This window comes from Burkholderia sp. WP9, from assembly GCF_900104795.1.
Taxonomy (GTDB): domain Bacteria; phylum Pseudomonadota; class Gammaproteobacteria; order Burkholderiales; family Burkholderiaceae; genus Paraburkholderia.
In genome coordinates this window covers 2,958,847-2,977,581 of record NZ_FNTG01000001.1, presented here as the reverse complement: position 1 = coordinate 2,977,581, position 18,735 = coordinate 2,958,847, and the positions used below count along the sequence as shown (strand labels likewise).

Below are 18,735 nucleotides of genomic sequence, written 5' to 3'. Positions count from 1 at the left end.
ACATAGAGCGCAGGCACCGCACTGGTTGTGCGCGCATCCAGTCGGGCATTCAGGGCGTCACGCCCACATGAATAATATTCCGCGCGAATTGGAGATCTGCATGAACGCAACGACAGCAGCAAGCCTCACGGAGAGCCGGCAAAGTTCGTGGCGCGCGGTGGTCGCGGCCTCGATCGGCAACGCGCTGGAATGGTTCGATCTGGTGGTGTACGGATTTTTCGCGGTGGTCATCGCGAAGCTGTTTTTTCCGGCCGGTAACGACACGGTGTCGCTCCTCCTCACCCTCGGCACCTTCGGCGTGTCGTTCTTCATGCGGCCGCTCGGCGCGATCGTGATCGGCGCCTACGCCGACCGCGCCGGCCGCAAGGCGGCGCTCACACTCTCGATCCTGCTGATGATGGCCGGCACGTTAATCATCGCGGTCCTGCCGACCTATCAGAGCATCGGCCTCGCCGCACCGGTGATTCTTGTATTGGCCCGTCTGATGCAAGGCTTTTCGGCCGGCGGCGAGTTCGGCAGCGCCACCGCCTTTCTCGCGGAACACGTGCCGGGGCGGCGCGGCTTTTTCGCGAGCTGGCAGGTGGCGAGTCAGGGGCTCACCACGCTGCTTGCCGCCGGCTTCGGTGTACTGCTCACCGGCAAGCTTTCGCCTGAGCAGATGGCCTCGTGGGGTTGGCGTGTGCCGTTCTTCTTTGGCCTCCTGATCGGGCCGGTCGCCTGGTACATCCGCACCAGGCTCGATGAGACGCCCGAATTCCTCGCCGCCGAAACGACCACGACGCCGCTGCGCGATACCTTCACCAGCCAGAAATTGCGCCTTCTGATCGCGATCGGCGTGGTGGTGCTCGGCACGGTATCGACGTATCTGGTGCTGTTCATGCCAACCTTCGGCGTGAAGCAATTGGGACTGGCGCCTTCAGTCGCGTTCGCGGCGATCGCACTGACCGGCGTGATCCAGATGGTGTTCTCGCCGCTGGTCGGCCATTTGTCCGACCGGCACGGGCGCACCACGATCATGCTGATCTCGGCGTTGCTGCTGCTCGTGCTGATCAACCCGGCCTTCGCGTACCTGGTCGCGCATCCGACTTTCGGCACCTTGATCGCCATGCAGATCGTGTTCGGATTTCTGATGACGGGTTATTTCGCGGCGCTGCCGGGTCTGCTCTCGGAGATGTTTCCGGTGCAAACGCGTACGACCGGCATGTCGCTGGCTTATAACATTGCCGTGACGATTTTCGGCGGCTTCGGGCCGTTCATCATTGCGTGGCTGATCAGCGCGACGGGTTCGAAGACCGCGCCGAGTTACTACCTGATTTTCGCCGCGGTGGTGAGCCTCGTCGCGCTGATGGCGGCGCGGCGCAAGCTCGGGTTCCGCTGAGGCGTATGCTTGCCGTTGCCGCAGCGGATGGGCGCGGCGCGGTGGTGAAGCAGGGCGACGGTAAGGCAGGGCGGCGGTAAACGCAAAAGGCCGGTTCATCATGAACCGGCCTTTTGCATTCCGAGGTCTGACCTAAAACAGGATCAGACTTGCGCGCCCGCGTTCGGATCGTCCGCGTCGCTGCGTTCCTTCTTGTCCTTGATCAGATCTTCGCGCTTCACGCCAAACCACATGGCGAGCGCGGCGGCGACGAACACCGACGAGTAGATACCGAACAGAATACCGACCGTCAGCGCGAGAGCGAAGTAGTGCAGCGTCGGGCCGCCGAACAGGAACATCGAGAGCACCATCATCTGCGTACAGCCGTGGGTGATGATGGTCCGCGACATCGTGCTCGTGATCGCGTGGTTGATCACTTCGATCACGCTCAGCTTGCGTTCGCGGCGGAAGGTCTCACGAATCCGGTCGAAGATAACAACCGATTCGTTCACCGAGTAACCGAGCACCGCGAGCACCGCAGCCAGCACGGAGAGTGAGAACTCCCACTGGAAGAACGCGAAGAAGCCGAGAATGATCACCACGTCGTGCAAGTTCGCGATCACGCCGGCCACCGCGTACTTCCATTCGAAGCGGAACGACAGGTAGATCACGATGCCGACCACCACGCAGGCCAGCGCGAGCAGGCCGTCGGTGGCGAGTTCCTTGCCGACCTGCGGGCCGACGAACTCGACACGCTGCAGTTGCACCTGCGGCGTTTCGGCCTTCAGTGCGGTCATCACCTGATCGCTCTGTTGCGCGGACGTATAGCCCTGCTTGAGCGGCAGACGGATCAGCACGTCGCGCGAGGTGCCGAAGTTCTGCACCTGAGCGTCGGCATAACCGAGCTTGCCTAGCGTGCCGCGCACCGGTTCGAGCGGCGCGGCGCCCGGATACTGCACTTCGATCACCGTACCGCCGGTGAACTCCACCGACAGATGCAGCCCGCGATGCAGCAGGAAGAACACAGCAGCAAGGAACGTCAGCAGCGAGATCGCGTTGAAGATCAACGCACGCTGCATGAACGGAATGTCTTTGCGAAATCGGAAAAATTCCATGGTCTTGTTCTCCGGGACTCAGCGGGATGAACCCGGTTTCTGCGGCGTATTCGACGTATTCGACGTAGTCGACGAACCCGGCGCGTTGCGGCGGCGTACGGTCGGCTTGCCGGCGCGAGCCTGCGCGACCGCAGCTCTCGCCTTCGACGGCTTGGCGGCGACCGCGGCGACGGCTTGCGCCGTGTCGGTCGCGGCGTCTTCGCTACCGAGGTAAGCCGCCGAGCCCGCGGGCGCCGTATCCGGACGCCACACCTGACCGATGGCCAGCGACTTCAGCTTCTTCTTGCCGCCGTACCAGAGGTTGACGATGCCGCGCGAGAAGAACACGGCCGAGAACATCGACGTGAGAATGCCGATACAGTGCACGATCGCAAACCCGCGCACCGGGCCCGAGCCGAACGCGAGCAGCGCGATACCGGCAATCAGCGTGGTGACGTTCGAGTCGAGAATCGTTGCCCAGGCGTGCGCGTAGCCGTTCTGGATCGCCAGTTGCGGCGGCGCGCCGTTGCGCAGTTCTTCACGCACCCGTTCGTTGATCAGCACGTTCGCGTCGATCGCCATACCGAGCGCGAGCGCGATAGCGGCGATACCCGGCAATGTGAGCGTGGCCTGCAGCATGGACAGCACGGCGATCAGCAGCAGCAGGTTGACCGACAGGCCGATCATGGAGATCACGCCGAACAGCATGTAGTACGCGATCATGAAGACGGCGATCGCCGCGAAGCCCCACACCACCGAGTGGAAGCCCTTCTTGATGTTGTCCGCGCCGAGGCTCGGGCCGATCGTGCGTTCTTCGATGATGTCCATCGGCGCGGCCAGCGAACCGGCGCGCAGCAGCAGCGCGAGGTCGGCGGCGCCTTGCGGCGTGGCCTGGCCGGTGATCTGGAAGCGGTCGCCCAGTTCCGACTGGATGGTCGCCACCGTCAGCACTTCGCCCTTGCCCTTTTCGAACAGCACCATGGCCATCGGCTTGCCGATGTTGTCGCGCGACACGCTGCGCACCGCGCGGCCACCGGCCGAATCCAGGCGGATATTGACCGAGGGGCGCTGGTGTTCGTCGAAGCCCGCTGACGCGTCGATAATCCGGTCGCCCGTGAAGATGATCTGCTTCTTCAGCAGCACCGGCGTCTGGTTGCCTTGCGTGAACAGCTCGTCGCCCGGCGGCACCGGATCGGACGGATTCGGATGCGTGTTGACCGGATCGGCGAGGCGCGCTTCGAGCGTTGCCGTACGGCCGATGATGTCCTTCGCCTTCGCCGTGTCCTGCACGCCCGGCAGTTCGACCACGATGCGGTCGGAGCCTTGCTGCTGGATCACCGGCTCGGCCACGCCGAGTTCGTTCACGCGGTTATGCAGCGTGGTGATGTTCTGCTTGAGCGCGGCGTCCTGCACGGCTTTCTGCACCGTCGGCGTGAACGTGCCGACGAGTTGCACGCTGCCGTCCGGGCTCGCTTGCGAGGCCCACTGGAGTTCGCTGATGCTGCGGCTCAGTTGCTTCGATGCGTTGTCTGCGGTCGCCTGGTCGGCGAAATTGATCACCACCGTCTGGTTGACGCGGTTCACGCCGCCGTCGCGGATATTGTTGTCACGCAGCAGCGTGCGCGCGTCCGAAGCGTCCGAGTCGAGCTTCTTGTTGAGCGCGCCGGCCATGTCGACCTGCAGCAGGAAGTGGACGCCGCCGCGCAGATCGAGACCGAGGTACATCGGCAGCGCGTGCAGGGCGGTCAGCCAGCGCGGCGACGCGCTTTGCAGATTCAGCGCCACGATGAACTGCGGGTCGGTCGGGTCGCTGTTCAGCGACTTCTGCAGCAGGTCCTTCACGCGCAGTTGCGTGTCGGTGTCCGGCAGACGCACGCGGATGTTCGCGTTGGTCGACGCGTTGTCGAACGTGACGTCGTCCGGCTTGATCTGATTCGCGGCGAGCGCGGCTTCGACAGCCGACAGCGTGGTCGAGTCGAGCTTGACCGTTGCCTTGCCGCTCGACACCTGCACCGCCGGCGCTTCGCCGAACAGGTTGGGCAGCGTGTACACGAGGCCGATGACCAGAGCCACCAGCATCACGGCGTATTTCCAGAGGGGGTAACGATTCATGAGTGGTCCAACGGGAAGGTTGGCTTGGAAGCGATGCGTCCGGCGATGAGCGCGGGCGATTCAGCGCTGGATTGCATGAATCGCGGGCGAGGCCGCGCCGGACGCGAGAGAGCAGGCCTTACAGCGACTTGATCGTGCCCTTCGGGAGAATCGTCGTGACCGACGCTTTTTGCACGGTGATTTCCGTGCCTTCCGAGATCTCGACGCCGACGTAAGCTTCACCCACCTTGGTCACCTTGCCGACGATGCCGCCATTCGTCACCACTTCATCGCCCTTGGCCATGGCGGCGAGCATGTTGCGATGTTCCTTCTGGCGCTTCATTTGCGGGCGAATCATGATGAAGTACAGCACGCCGAACATCAGGATCAGCGGCAGGAAGCTCATCAGGTTCGACTCAACGCCACCTGCTGCGGTGCCTTGGGCGAAGGCATTGGAAATGAACGACACGTTGGTCTCTCCGTTATAAGTCAAAACGATCAAAAAAATCAGCCGGTTATTCTACCACCGGCCTGACGCGCGTCGGCGCGGCGAATCGGCTTTGGGATCAACCGTTTAAAGGCTGGTTTGCCGTTTTTAGCGCCGTTCGCGAAAGTCGATTGTAAGGTTTTCCCGGCGAGGCCGACGGATTCTTCCGCTGAATCCGCGGTCCCCGCGCCGTCACGGCGCCTCGGCGGTGCCGCGCGCGCGGTTCTCGTGAAAGCGTTTGCGGAAGGGCTCGAACATTTTCGCGTCGATCGAATCGCGAATTTCCTGCATCAGTTCGAGGTAGTAGTGCAGGTTGTGGATCGTGTTCAACTGCGCACCGAGGATTTCCCCTACACGATGCAGATGGTGCAGGTAGCCGCGAGTGAAATTTCGGCAGGTGTAGCAGCCGCATTGCTCGTCGAGCGGGCGCAGCGAATTCTTGTGCGTGGCGTTGCGGATCTTGATGTCGCCAAACCGCGTGAAAAGCCAGCCGTTGCGCGCGTTGCGGGTCGGCATCACGCAGTCGAACATGTCGACGCCGGCGGCGACGCCCGCCACCAGGTCTTCCGGCGTGCCAACGCCCATCAGATAGTGCGGCTTGTTGGCCGGCAGCTTCGGGCCGATGTGGTTCAACACGCGCATCATGTCTTCTTTCGGTTCGCCGACCGACAGCCCGCCGATCGCCAGACCGTGGAAATCCTTCTCCGCGAGCCCTGCCAGCGACTCGTCGCGCAGGTCTTCGAACATGCCGCCCTGAACGATGCCGAACAGCGCGTTCGGATTGCCCAGCCGGTTGAATTCGTCAATGGAGCGCTGCGCCCAGCGCATCGACATGCGCATGGAATCGGCCGCTTCCTTGTGCGAAGTCGGCACGTTGTTAGTCGCGTACGGCGTGCATTCGTCGAACTGCATGACGATGTCCGAATTCAGCACTTTCTGGATCTGCATCGACACTTCGGGCGACAGGAACAGCTTGTCACCGTTGATCGGCGACGCGAACGTCACGCCATCTTCGGTGATCTTGCGCAGATCGCCGAGCGAAAACACCTGGAAGCCGCCCGAATCGGTCAGGATCGGCTTTTTCCAGCCCATGAAGCCGTGCAGGCCGCCGTGCGCCTCGATGGTTTCAAGGCCTGGGCGCAGCCACAGATGGAAAGTGTTGCCGAGAATGATCTGCGCGTGCATTTCCTCCAGCTCGCGCGGCTGCACCGCCTTCACGGTCCCGTACGTGCCCACCGGCATGAAGATCGGCGTTTCCACCACACCGTGATTCAGCGTGACGCGGCCGCGGCGGGCCTGGCCGTCGGTGCCGAGCAGTTCGAATTTGAGGCCGTTTTCGGGGCGAACGTGATCGCCGAGATAAGCGCCGTGGTCGGCGCGCGTGCTAACGGTGTGACCGTCGGTCATGAAATAACTCCTGTGCTACCGGAAAACAGTCCGGCGCAAATAATGAATGCCGCCGGAAGGGTTCTCGGCGGCTCCTGGAACTGCGAATTTTAAACGGCTGGTCTTGGGCTCAAACGTCGCGCCGGGTGAGCAGCATCGCGTCGCCATAGCTGAAGAAGCGGTAACGCTGCTCGATCGCATGGCGGTAAGCCTCGCGAATGGTTTCAACGCCCGCGAAAGCCGACACCAGCATCAGCAGCGTCGACTTGGGCAAGTGGAAATTGGTCACTAGCCGGTCAACCACGCGGAATTTATAGCCCGGCGTGATGAAGATGTCGGTTTCCGTGCTGGCGGCGGCGAGCGGCCGGCCCGCGGCTTCGGCGTCGCGCGCGGCGGCTTCGAGCGCGCGCATCGAGGTCGTGCCCACCGCGATCACGCGGTTGCCGCGTGCGCGCGTCGCCGCGATCTGGTCGGCGAGCGCTTGCGGCAGGTGATACCACTCGCTGTGCATCTTGTGCTCGGCGAGGTTTTCCACCCGCACCGGCTGGAACGTGCCCGCGCCGACGTGCAGCGTCAGCGTCGCGCGCTGCACGCCTTTTTCGTCGAGGCGTGCGAGCAGCGCCTCGTCGAAATGCAGGCCCGCTGTGGGCGCGGCGACCGCGCCGGGATTTTGCGCGAACACTGTCTGGTAGCGGGTTTCGTCGGTCGAGTCGGGATCGTGCTCGATGTACGGCGGCAGCGGCAGACGGCCGAACTGTTCGATCAGCGTCAGGCAGTCGTCCGGAAAATGCAGCGTGTAGAACGGCTCGACGCGTTCGCCGATCGTGACGTCGAAGGCATCCGCCAGCCGGATCGTGGTGCCGGGCTGCGGGCTCTTGCTCGCGCGAATCTGCGCGAGCGCTGTGCGCTCGCCGGTGAGGCGCTCCACCAGCACTTCGATCTTGCCGCCACTGGCCTTCTGGCCGAGGAACCGCGCCTTCAGGACTTTGGTATCGTTAAAGACAAGCAAATCGCCGGGCGCGATGCACTCGGGCAACTCGGCAAAGCGGCGGTCGATCAGGCGCGCCGCGCCGGTGGCGTCGGCCGGATTGTTCACCTCGAGCAGACGGCTGGCGCTGCGCTCGGGCAGCGCGACTTGGGCGATCAACTCGGGGGGCAGATCGAAATCGAAATCGGAAAGCGTCAACATGCGAACGACTGGAAGCGAATTGAGACTGAATTGAGCCGAAGCCGGAGCCGGGCGGCTATGATTGCGGGACGCCGGAGCGGCCCGCGAGAGCGCGCGCCGTATGGCGGCGAACCCTTTGACAGCCGATATTGTACTTGCGAAGCAGCCCATGCCTTTGTCCGACCGCCGATTGCCCTCCGTTGCCGATGAAGTGAGCGCCGAACCCAGGCGCCGCGTCTCGCGGGGCAAGGCGGTGGCGGCGGGGAGCGACGCGGGCCAGGGTGTTGGCGCGGATGTCGAGTTGAGCGCTGAAAAAGCCGCGCGGCAACGCGATGAATCGGATCGCAAGATCATTGACGAAATTGGCGGGCAACGCGTAGGCAAGCTCGCTGACACATCTGGCGGCGCGCACGCCGACAGCCTTGCCGAGCTGCCCACCGGCATATTCGGCGACAAACCTGCTGGCAAGTCCGGACCCAAGGCCGCTGCGAAATCTTCCACCAAGTCCTCCGCCAAGCCCGCCGAAAAAACCGCCGACAAGCTTGCCAAGCTCGGCCTCACGCGCGACATCGACCTGGTGCTGCATCTGCCCATGCGTTACGAGGACGAGACCTCGCTGACGCCGATCGGGCATCTGCTGCCGGGCGGCATTGCGCAGACCGAAGGTGTGGTCTTCGACAACGAGATTGCCTATCGTCCGCGCCGTCAGTTGCTGGTGAAGCTGCATGACGACGCCGGCGACGAACTCGTGCTGCGCTTCCTGAACTTCTACGGTTCGCAGGTCAAGCAGATGGCGATCGGCGCGCGGCTGCGGGTGCGCGGCGACGTGCGCGGCGGTTTCTTCGGCATGGAGATGGTGCATCCGGCGGTGCGCGTGGTCGACGAAGACACGCCGCTGCCGCAGGCGCTGACGCCGGTGTATCCGAGCACGGCGGGCGTGACGCAGGCCTATCTGCGCAAATCGATCGATAACGCGCTTTCGCGTACGTCATTGCCGGAGTTGTTGCCTGAGGCCGTTGCGCGTACGTGGTTGCAGCCGCTCGGCGTGCCGTCGCTGATGGAGGCCGTGCGCACGCTGCATCATCCGGGTGTGCAGTCCGATGAGACGGCGTTGATCGATGGCACGCATCCGGCCTGGGTGCGTATCAAGTTCGAAGAACTGCTCGCGCAGCAGATGTCGCTCAAGCGCGCACACGAAGAGCGCCGCACGCGCGCGGCGCCGGCCATGCCGCGTCGCAAGCTGGGTGACGAATCCGCGCTGGTCGCGCGCTTGCTGAAGGCGTTGCCGTTTTCGCTGACGGCGGCGCAGGAGCGTGTGGGCGGCGAGATCGCGCTCGACCTGACTCAGCCGCATCCGATGCAGCGGCTATTGCAGGGCGACGTCGGCAGCGGCAAGACAATCGTCGCCGCGCTGGCCGCGGCGCAGGCCATCGACGCCGGCTATCAGGCCGCGCTCATGGCGCCGACCGAAATTCTTGCCGAACAGCATGCGCGCAAATTGCGAGGCTGGCTGGAGCCGCTTGGCGTGAGCGTCGCGTGGCTGGCCGGCAGTCTGAAGACCAAAGAAAAGCGCGCCGCGATCGAAGCCGCCGCGCTCGGCACGGCGCAACTCGTGATCGGCACGCACGCGATCATTCAGGACGCGGTCGAATTCGCGCGGCTTGGGCTCGTGATCGTCGACGAACAGCACCGTTTCGGCGTGGCGCAGCGGCTTGCGTTGCGCGCCAAGGCGCAGAACGCCGCCGACGGCGCGCGTGACTTCCAGCCGCATCAACTGATGATGTCGGCGACGCCGATTCCGCGCACGCTCGCCATGACGTATTACGCCGACCTCGACGTGTCGACCATCGACGAATTACCGCCCGGGCGCACGCCGATCCTGACCAAGCTCGTGTCCGACGCGCGGCGCGAGGAGGTGATCGGGCGCGTGCGCGAGGCTGCGTTGACGGGGCGTCAGGTGTATTGGGTGTGTCCGCTGATCGAGGAAAGCGAGACCTTGCAGTTGCAGACCGCGGTCGAGACTTATGAAACGCTGGTGGCCGCGTTGCCCGAGCTGAAGGTTGGCCTTGTGCACGGGCGACTTGCGCCGGCTGAGAAAGCGGCGGTGATGGATGCGTTTACTCGCAACGAGGTGCAGTTGCTGGTGGCCACGACGGTGATCGAAGTGGGCGTGGATGTGCCGAATGCGTCGTTGATGGTGATCGAGCATGCCGAGCGGTTTGGGCTTGCGCAGTTGCATCAGTTGCGTGGGCGGGTGGGGCGTGGGAGTGCGGCTTCGGTTTGTGTGCTGCTTTATACGGGGCCTTTGTCGATGACTGCGCGCGCGCGGCTTCAGACTATGCGCGAGACGACCGATGGGTTTGAGATCGCCAGACGGGATCTGGAGATTCGCGGACCGGGGGAGTTTTTGGGGGCGCGGCAGTCGGGTGCGGCGATGCTCCGGTTTGCGGATCTTGAGAATGATCAGTGGCTCATTGAGCCTGCGCGGGAGGCGGCGGCTGAGTTGCTGGAGAAGTATCCCGAGGTGGTGATGCAGCATCTGGCCAGGTGGCTTGGGGCTCGGGAGCAGTATTTGAAGGCGTGATGTTGGTGGCTTTTTTTGCCTGCGCGGCGCGTTTGTGGCCGGTTTGGGGTTTGTTGGTCTTTCCTTGCTTTCTTAGTGGTCTATTGGCGTTGCCCCTGTGCGGGGCGGCACCTACTTTCTTTGCCGCGGCAAAGAAAGTAGGCAAAGAAAGCCGCTTTGAACCGCTAGCCCATAAGCGGGTCCCCCGCACAGCTACGGTAGTGGTGCATCTGGAATCGGTGCCCTCGCACATTCGGCGCTCGTGACACGGCCGTCATTCTTCCGGCGGCGCTGCGCGCGCCGTGGTGGTCGTTCATCTGGCGGTGATGCGTTTGTTCGCGGGCGTTTGCCCGTTAGGCGCTGTCGTGGCATACCGCCGCACCTCGCCCCACTCGCCACGCTTGTCGGCACTTCGTCGACGCGAAGCGGAGGACCCGCAAACACGATCAAACCACTTGTTTTATGGCGCACCGTTCTGGCGAGCGCGCAGCGCGAGGCAGGATGTATGACGGCCTTGTCACGAACGCCGAATGTGCGAGGGCACGGATTCCAGATGGGCCACTACCGTGGCTGCGCGGGGGACCCGCTTAAGAGTTGGCGGTTCAAAGCGGCTTTCTTTGCCTACTTTCTTTGCCGCGGCAAAGAAAGTAGGTGCCGCCCCGCACAGGGGCAACGCTAATGGACCACTAAGAAAGCAAGGAAAGGCCAAAGACCAAAGACCCATAACCCAAACCCCAAAAGCCCCCCACACAACCCCAGGAGGTTGGCGAACCGACCCTATAGGTGTATAACTAGAACCTATCAAACTCATCGCACTGATTGGTCCCCCAATGACGCTCACCGAATTGAAATACATCGTCGCGGTTGCCCGCGAGCGGCACTTCGGCCGGGCCGCCGAAGCGTGTTTCGTCAGCCAGCCGACCCTGTCGGTCGCCATCAAAAAGCTCGAAGACGAGCTCAACGTCCAGATCTTCGAGCGCGGCACCAGCGAAGTGAGCGTCACGCCGATCGGCGAACAGATCGTCACGCAAGCTCAACGTGTCCTCGAGCAGACGCTCGCCATCAAGGAAATCGCCAAACAGGGCAAAGATCCGCTGATCGGGCCGCTGCGCCTCGGCGTCATCTACACGATCGGGCCGTACCTCTTGCCCACGCTCGTCAAGCAGATGATCAAGCGCGTCCCGCAAATGCCCTTGATGCTGCAGGAAAATTACACGCTCAAGCTGATCGAACTGCTCAAACAAGGCGAAATCGACGTCGCCATCATGGCCCTGCCTTTTCCAGAAACCGGCCTGATGCTGCGCCCGCTGTACGACGAACCCTTCGTGGTCGCGCTGCCGTCCGGTCACGCCTGGGAAAATCGCCCGAAAATCGACGCCGACGATCTGAAGCAGGAAACCATGCTGCTGCTCGGCAGCGGCCACTGCTTCCGTGACCACGTACTGGGCGTCTGCCCGGAACTGATGCGCTTTTCGCAAAACGCGGACGGTATTCAGAAGACCTTCGAAGGGTCGTCGCTGGAAACCATTCGCCATATGGTGGCGAGCGGCGTCGGCATTACCGTGCTGCCGCGCATGTCGGTGCACGAAGTCAAGCCGCACGCCGGCGGCATCGACGCCGGCCTGCTCAGCTACGTCGCCTTCGACGAACCCGTACCGGATCGCCGCGTCGTGCTGGCCTGGCGCAAAAGCTTCACGCGCATGCCCGCCATCGACGCGATTTGCGATGCTATCAGCGCCTGCGATCTGCCGGGCGTCAAAAAGCTCGACTTGCCGGTCGCCGTCAACTAACGGTCACACCCGCTTCCAGGCCGGTTCGCCGCGCATCTGCGGCAGCCGGCCCGGCGCCCGTCATGGGTGTCGATAGCTGCAGCGCCTATCGAATAGATAAAATTAATCAAACACGATTATTCGATAGTGTTGATATAGTTTCCTCCATGGATCGCCCGATCCCACAAGACCTGGAGGAAATCATGACGCAACTGAACCCGCAGCCCGCTCAAGCCCTCGCCGCACAACCGGTCGTCGCGTCCGGTGGCTTTGCCGTGTCGATGCTCAGCATGCGCACCGTCGCGTTGTCCCTGCTGGTCGATCGGGCCTTGTCCGCATGACGCATCACGCACAACGCATGAGCCTCTGACATCAGTGCGCCGCGCGCCTCTCCCCCCATTCTGTTTCGATAAAAGCCATTCAGGAGTCACGCATGTCCGAACGTAAGCTCACCAATGCCGCCGGGGCACCCGTCGCCGACAACCAGAATTCGATGACCGCCGGCGCGCGCGGCCCGGTTGTTCTGCAAGACGTCTGGCTGCTGGAAAAACTCGCCCACTTCGATCGCGAAGTGATTCCGGAGCGCCGTGTCCACGCCAAAGGTTCGGGCGCTTTCGGCACGCTGAAGGTCACGCACGATATCTCGCGTTTCACGAAGGCGAAGGTGTTCGCGCAGGTCGGCAAGGAAACGCCGCTTTTCATGCGCTTTTCGACGGTTGCCGGCGAGCGCGGCGCGGCCGACGCCGAACGCGACGTGCGCGGTTTCTCGATCAAGTTCTACACGGAAGAAGGCAATTGGGACGTGGTCGGCAACAACACGCCCGTGTTTTTTATCCGCGATCCGTTGAAGTTTCCTGACTTCATCCACACGCAAAAGCGCGACCCGTACACGAACATGCGCAGCAATGTGGCCGCGTGGGATTTCTGGTCGCGTCATCCGGAGTCGCTGCATCAGGTGACGATCCTCATGAGCGATCGCGGCATTCCACAAAACTACCGTCAGATGCACGGCTTCGGCTCGCACACGTACTCGTTCATCAACGCGGCCAACGAGCGTTTCTGGGTGAAGTTCCATTTCAAGTCGATGCAAGGCATCGAGAACTTTACCGACGCCGAGGCCGCACAAGTGGTCGCGCAAGACCGCGAAAGCGCTCAAAGCGATCTGCTGACGAACATCGAGCAGGGCAACTTCCCGAAATGGCGCTTCGCCATTCAGGTGATGCCGGAAGCCGAAGCCGCAACGTATCGCTTCAATCCGTTCGACATCACGAAAGTGTGGTCGCAGAAGGACTATCCGCTGATCGACGTGGGCACGATCGAGTTGAATCGCAACGCGGCCAACTATTTCGCGGACGTGGAGCAGGCGGCGTTCACGCCGGCCAACGTGGTGCCTGGGATCGGCTTCTCGCCGGATCGTCTGTTGCAGGGTCGTCTGTTCTCGTATGGCGACACGCAGCGCTATCGGCTCGGTGTGAACCACCATCAGATTCCGGTGAACGCATCGCGCGTGCCGAGCCCGCATTCGTTCCATCGCGACGGCGCGATGCGCGCGGACGGCAATCTCGGCGGCAATGTGAATTACGAGCCGAACCGGTTCGGCGACTTCGCGCAGGACGCCAACGCGTCCGAACCGCCGCTCGCGGCGGGCGCGGTGGATCGCTACGATCATCGTCTCGACGACGATTACTACACGCAGCCCGCCATGCTGTTCGCGCTCTTCGATACGGCTCAGCGCGAGCGTCTGTTCGGCAACATCGCACGCCATATCAACGGCGTGCCGCAGGAGATCGTCGCGCGGCAGATCGAACATTTCCGCCGCATCGACCCGGCTTATGCACAAGGCGTGATCGCGGCGCTGGCCGACCTGGCGGAAGGCAACAACAAGTAAGCCGCCACGCAGCAGTTCAAGTGATGCAGCAAAGCGGGACGCATCTGCGTCCCGCCGGTATCGATACGAACCGAAGGAGCACGATCATGATGCAGATGATGATGGCCACATTGGGCGGCACGCGAGCCGCGCGCGGCGCGCAACAGCAGTACGCGTTGATGGCGCGTAAGGCCGTGGGTTTTGCGATCGTCACGAGCGGGTTCGCGGTGATCGCCGCGCAGGCGCTGCAACACGCGCTGGGCGGCTGATAGAAGGCGTGCCGTGGTTGCGGCAAGTGGCCACGCGTCATACGGGCGCAGCAGCTTTCTAAGCTAAACTGTCGGGCGTTCGTTATGTCGAGTTTGCTATCCGCAAACCGTCACTTGCCGACCGGTTCGTATCACTCTTCGAAGGAGTCATCATGGCCAAAAAAGAAGCCGCAGCAGCCGTACAGCACGTCAATATCGGGATCAGCGACAAGGATCGCAAGAAGATTGCAGAAGGGCTGTCGCGCCTGCTCGCCGACACCTACACGCTGTATCTGAAGACCCACAACTTCCACTGGAACGTGACGGGTCCGATGTTCAATACGCTGCACCTGATGTTCGAAACGCAATACAACGAGCTGGCGCTGGCGGTCGATTCGATCGCTGAACGGATTCGCGCGCTGGGCGTGCATGCGCCGGGCAGCTACAAGGAATTCGCCAAGCTGTCGTCCATTCCGGAAGCGGATGGCGTACCGGCTGCGGAAGAAATGATCCGCCAGCTGGTGGAAGGTCAGGAAGCCGTGGTGCGCACCGCACGCGCGATTTTCCCGTCGACGGAAGCCGCCAACGACGAGCCGACCGCCGACCTGCTGACGCAACGCATGCAAACGCACGAAAAGACCGCGTGGATGCTGCGCTCGATGCTGGCGTAAGCGGTGCGCGCAGCGGGCGTTTCGCCCGGGTTTCAGCGCGGTGCTTCGGTTCGGCGCCGGCGTTGAAACGTGATGCAAAGCAAGGCAAACAAAGCCTCCCAGCGCGGGAGGCTTTGTTTTTTGCGCCGCCGACTTGTCGGACTTGCTCACGCGGCGGCGACCCGCCGTCCGCATCCCGTAAAATAGCCGCACTGTCTCGCACTTCACCGATTCCGCCCATGTTCGCCCGACTTCCCCTGTATCTGCGCCTCGTGCGCATGGACAAGCCGATCGGCAGCCTGCTGCTGCTGTGGCCGACGCTCAACGCGCTGTGGATCGCGTCGGACGGTCGTCCGTCGTTGCCGCTGCTGGTGATCTTCACGGTGGGCACGGTGCTGATGCGCTCGGCGGGTTGCGCAATCAACGACTACGCCGACCGCGATTTCGACCGTTATGTGAAGCGCACCGAGAATCGTCCGATCACGTCGGGCAAGATCAAGGCGTGGGAAGCGGTGGCGCTCGCCGCCGCTTTGTCGTTGCTGGCATTTCTGCTGATCCTGCCGCTGAATACGCTGACCAAGGAACTCTCGGTGGCGGCGCTTTTCGTCGCCGGTTCGTATCCGTTCACCAAGCGGTTCTTCGCGATTCCGCAGGCTTATCTGGGCATCGCGTTCGGCTTCGGCATTCCCATGGCGTTCGCCGCGATTCAGAACCACGTGCCGATGCTCGCTTGGGTGATGCTGCTGGCCAATGTATTCTGGTCGGTGGCGTATGACACCGAATATGCGATGGTCGACCGCGACGACGACATCAAGATCGGCATCCGCACGTCGGCGCTGACGTTCGGCCGCTTCGACGTGGCCGCGATCATGCTCTGCTACGCGGTGACGCTGGGGATCTACGTGGGTATCGGCCTGATGCTCGGTTTCGGCGTGCTGTATTGGCTGGGTTGGGCGGCGGCCGCGGGCTGCGCGATCTATCACTACACGCTGATTCGCCATCGCGAACGGATGGCGTGCTTCGCGGCGTTCCGGCATAACAACTGGCTGGGCGGCGCGCTGTTCGCCGGTATCGCCGCGCATTACGCGGCGGCGTGGGTTTGATTTTCCCCAAGGGCTTTGGGTTTCTTCGTCGCTAGCGCCGCGGCGGCTTGAATCGAACCGCTGCGGCGTTCAGTTCCAATGCGCTGCTTACGCGCTTACTGCTGGCCGAGTTCGTCGCCCATTTCTCTCGCACGGGCGTTGGCGGCGAGTGCGCCGCGCACGATCGCATCCTTGATTCCGCTCGCCTCGAACGACGCCAGCGCCGCCGCCGTGGTCCCGCCTTTGGATGTCACGCGTTCGCGCAGCAGGCTCGGCGGCTCATCGGAATTCGCCGCCAGTTGCGCCGCGCCGGTGAAGGTCGCCACGGCCAGCGCGCGGCCTTGCGCTTCATCCATGCCGAGTTGGCGCGCGGCTTCCTGCAACGCCTCGATGAAATAAAACACGTAGGCCGGCCCGCTGCCCGAGATTGCGGTAACGGCGTCGATCTTCGCTTCGTCGTCGAACCAGACCGTTTCGCCGACCGCGCCGAGCACTTGCGACGCGAGCGCGCGGCCCGCTTCGTCCACACCTGCGGTCGCCACGAGACCCGTTACGCCCATGCCGATCAGCGCCGGCGTATTCGGCATGACGCGCACGATACGGTTGTGGCCGTTCAGCCAGCGCGACATGTCGCCCATGCGAATACCCGCGACGATGCTCACAGCCAGTTGCGACGCGTTCAGATGCGGCGCCAAAGACTCCGCGACGCTCTTCAGGATTTGCGGCTTCACTGCCAGCACGACGGCGTCGTAGGCGGCGAGCGCGGCATCCGCCGCGGCGCCGGTCTTGATGCCAAATTGCTGCTCATTGCGCTTGCGTGCGTCTTCGTTGGGATCGATTGCGTAGAGGTCAGCGGGCGCGACGCCACGCTTGATGAGGCCGCCGATCAACGCGGCAGCCATGTTGCCCCCGCCGATAAAAGCAATTTTCATGATGTTCCGAAGGAAGTGCAGTGAAGAGCCCAGCAGCCGGAAAAGGCTCGTGAGGCTCAGTTAGAGCGCAGTTAGAGCTCAGTTAGAGTAATCTCGCGCGCCGAAGATCGCGGTACCCACGCGCACGATCGTCGCGCCTTCCAGCACGGCGGCCTCGAGATCGCTCGACATGCCCATGGACAGTGTGTCGAGTTCGAGTCCGTCGTCGCGCAGACGCTCGAACAACTCACGCAACTGCCGATGCGGCACGCGTTGCTCGTCGATGCCGCCGGCCGGTTCGGGAATCGCCATCAGGCCGCGCAAATTCAGCTTCGGCAGGGCGGCGATCGCGTGCGCGACTTCCACCGCCTCGGGAATGCTCACGCCGCTCTTCGACGCCTCGCCGCTGATGTTGACCTGCAGACACACGTTCAGCGGCGGCAGGTTGTCCGGGCGTTGCTCGGAGAGCCGCTGCGCGATCTTCAGCCGATCGACCGAGTGTACCCAGTCGAAGTGCTCGGCGACGGGCCGTGTCTTGTTCGATTGCAAGGGTCCGATGAAATGCCATTCGATCGTGGCGCGCAGATCGGCGAGCGCCTCGATCTTGGTGATGGCTTCCTGCACGTAGTTCTCGCCGAACGCGCGTTGGCCGGCTGCGTAGGCGGCGCGCACGTCTTCGGCGGGGAAAGTCTTCGAGACCGCGAGCAGATGGATCGAGCGCGTATCGCGTCCGGCCACGTGCGCGGCCATGGCGATGCGCTGCCGCACCGCTTCGAGGTTGTGAATCAGATCGGGCATGACGGATCCGGAAGTCCAGCGAAAGTCGATTACCCGATTATACGGACAGCATGTGCTCGACCAGTTCGATCCAGTGCGCGACCGGCGTGGAGGTGCCGCTTTGCAGATGCGCAATGCAGCCCACATTCGCCGACACGATCACCTGCGGCTCCTGTGCTTGCAGCCGCTCGAGCTTCTGATCCCGCAACGCATACGAGAGCTTGGGCTGGGTCAGCGAATAGGTGCCGGCCGAGCCGCAGCACAGATGGCTGTCAGCGGGCAGGCGCACTTCGACACCCAGCGCGGTTAGCAGATGCTCGACCTTGCCGCGTATCTGCTGACCATGCTGCAACGTGCAGGGCGGATGAAACGCGACCGTATGAACCGAGCGGCGCCGCGTGACCGAGACCAGCGGTTCTTCGAACTCAGGCAGGATCTCCGCGATGTCGCGCGTCAATTCCACCACGCGGCGCGCTTTTTCCGCATACGCCGGATCGTGGCGCAACAGGTGCGCGTATTCCTTGACCGTCGCGCCGCACCCGGACGCATTCATCACGATCGCCTCCACGCCCTGTTCGACGTACGGCCACCATGCGTCGATGTTCGCGCGCAGGTCATCGAGCGCGTCGTCGTTGTAGCCCAGATGCAGACGGATCGCGCCGCAGCAGCCGGCGTCCGGCGCGATCAGCGTTTCGACGCCGAGTGCGTCGAGCACGCGCGCGGTGGCGATGTTGACGTTCGGCATCATCGACGGTTGCACGCAGCCCGCCAGCAGCAGCATCTTGCGTGGATGTTTCGCGGTCGGCCATTCGAGCGGACGCTGGCGCGCCGGCACCTTGTCGCGCAGCTTCTTGGGCAGCAGCGCCCGAAAATGCTGACCGATGCGCATGGTCGGCGTGAACAGCGCGCTGTTCGGCACGAAGCTCGCGAGCAGCCGGCGCGTCAGGCGCTGACCGAGCGGCCGCGTGACTTTTTCTTCGGTGAGCTTGCGGCCGATTTCCACCAGCCGGCCATATTTCACGCCGGATGGGCAGGTCGTTTCGCAGTTGCGGCAGGTCAGGCAACGGTCCAGGTGAACCTGAGTGCTGCGCGTGACGGGCGCGCCTTCCACCATTTGCTTGATCAGGTAGATCCGTCCACGTGGACCGTCGAGTTCGTCGCCCAGTATCTGATACGTCGGACAGGTGGCCGTGCAGAATCCGCAGTGCACGCAATTGCGCAGAATGCCTTCGGCTTCGTCGCCGTCCGGCGTGTTGCGAATGAAGTCCGCGAGGTTGGTTTGCAT

16 protein-coding genes are annotated in these 18,735 nt (G+C 63.2%); 8 read left to right on the top strand and 8 right to left on the bottom strand.

Translation table 11 applies throughout. The features are described 5' to 3' along the window. Positions 1–100: 100 nt before the first annotated feature. On the top strand, positions 101–1,378 hold the full coding sequence (locus BLW71_RS13180) for an MFS transporter (protein ID WP_091800808.1): 1,278 nt from the start codon (positions 101–103) through the stop codon (positions 1,376–1,378). 143 nt (positions 1,379–1,521) lie between these two features. Here BLW71_RS13180 and secF read toward each other — a convergent pair whose 3' ends face one another. The 5 genes from secF to queA form a co-directional block, all read right to left on the bottom strand. Next, positions 1,522–2,472 carry a protein translocase subunit SecF gene (gene secF / locus BLW71_RS13175; protein ID WP_091796696.1) on the bottom strand — a complete coding sequence of 317 codons (951 nt, stop codon included), beginning with the start codon at positions 2,470–2,472 and terminating at the stop codon, positions 1,522–1,524. An 18-nt stretch (positions 2,473–2,490) separates the two neighbouring features. After that, positions 2,491–4,563, bottom strand: a complete 2,073-nt coding sequence (gene secD / locus BLW71_RS13170) for a protein translocase subunit SecD (RefSeq protein ID WP_091796695.1) — start codon at positions 4,561–4,563, stop codon at positions 2,491–2,493. 118 nt (positions 4,564–4,681) lie between these two features. Next, positions 4,682–5,011, bottom strand: coding sequence for a preprotein translocase subunit YajC (gene yajC / locus BLW71_RS13165; RefSeq protein ID WP_013587151.1), 330 nt, complete (start codon positions 5,009–5,011; stop codon positions 4,682–4,684). 210 nt (positions 5,012–5,221) lie between these two features. After that, positions 5,222–6,436 (bottom strand): tRNA guanosine(34) transglycosylase Tgt, encoded by a 1,215-nt coding sequence (gene tgt / locus BLW71_RS13160; protein ID WP_091796694.1) that lies wholly within the window; start codon positions 6,434–6,436, stop codon positions 5,222–5,224. A gap of 109 nt (positions 6,437–6,545) precedes the next feature. Continuing rightward, positions 6,546–7,604, bottom strand: coding sequence for a tRNA preQ1(34) S-adenosylmethionine ribosyltransferase-isomerase QueA (gene queA / locus BLW71_RS13155; RefSeq protein WP_091796693.1), 1,059 nt, complete (start codon positions 7,602–7,604; stop codon positions 6,546–6,548). Positions 7,605–7,752: 148 nt separating this feature from the next. Here queA and recG point away from each other — a divergent pair, with 148 nt between their 5' ends. The 7 genes from recG (at position 7,753) to ubiA (ending at position 15,783) form a co-directional block, all read left to right on the top strand. Then, positions 7,753–10,167, top strand: coding sequence for an ATP-dependent DNA helicase RecG (recG, locus tag BLW71_RS13150; protein ID WP_286161993.1), 2,415 nt, complete (start codon positions 7,753–7,755; stop codon positions 10,165–10,167). 809 nt (positions 10,168–10,976) lie between these two features. Continuing rightward, a complete protein-coding gene (locus BLW71_RS13145; RefSeq protein WP_091796691.1) occupies positions 10,977–11,936 on the top strand; it encodes a LysR substrate-binding domain-containing protein in 960 nt (319 codons plus the stop codon). A gap of 182 nt (positions 11,937–12,118) precedes the next feature. After that, complete coding sequence (locus tag BLW71_RS41640; protein WP_177205027.1) at positions 12,119–12,256, top strand: hypothetical protein; 138 nt, start codon at positions 12,119–12,121, stop codon at positions 12,254–12,256. Between the two features lie 92 nt (positions 12,257–12,348). Further along, a complete protein-coding gene (locus BLW71_RS13140; RefSeq protein WP_091796690.1) occupies positions 12,349–13,803 on the top strand; it encodes a catalase in 1,455 nt (484 codons plus the stop codon). Positions 13,804–13,826: 23 nt separating this feature from the next. Next, positions 13,827–14,051 carry a hypothetical protein gene (locus tag BLW71_RS41635; RefSeq protein ID WP_091796689.1) on the top strand — a complete coding sequence of 75 codons (225 nt, stop codon included), beginning with the start codon at positions 13,827–13,829 and terminating at the stop codon, positions 14,049–14,051. Between the two features lie 152 nt (positions 14,052–14,203). Next, positions 14,204–14,701 (top strand): Dps family protein, encoded by a 498-nt coding sequence (locus tag BLW71_RS13130; RefSeq protein ID WP_012431774.1) that lies wholly within the window; start codon positions 14,204–14,206, stop codon positions 14,699–14,701. 218 nt (positions 14,702–14,919) lie between these two features. After that, complete coding sequence (gene ubiA, locus BLW71_RS13125) at positions 14,920–15,783, top strand: 4-hydroxybenzoate octaprenyltransferase (RefSeq protein ID WP_091796688.1); 864 nt, start codon at positions 14,920–14,922, stop codon at positions 15,781–15,783. A gap of 95 nt (positions 15,784–15,878) precedes the next feature. Here ubiA and proC read toward each other — a convergent pair whose 3' ends face one another. The 3 genes from proC to glcF form a co-directional block, all read right to left on the bottom strand. Further along, on the bottom strand, positions 15,879–16,694 hold the full coding sequence (gene proC, locus BLW71_RS13120) for a pyrroline-5-carboxylate reductase (RefSeq protein ID WP_091796687.1): 816 nt from the start codon (positions 16,692–16,694) through the stop codon (positions 15,879–15,881). A 78-nt stretch (positions 16,695–16,772) separates the two neighbouring features. Then, positions 16,773–17,471: a YggS family pyridoxal phosphate-dependent enzyme gene (locus BLW71_RS13115; protein WP_091796686.1), complete on the bottom strand. Its 699-nt coding sequence runs from the start codon at positions 17,469–17,471 to the stop codon at positions 16,773–16,775. A gap of 37 nt (positions 17,472–17,508) precedes the next feature. Next, positions 17,509–18,735: a glycolate oxidase subunit GlcF gene (gene glcF, locus BLW71_RS13110; protein WP_091796685.1), complete on the bottom strand. Its 1,227-nt coding sequence runs from the start codon at positions 18,733–18,735 to the stop codon at positions 17,509–17,511.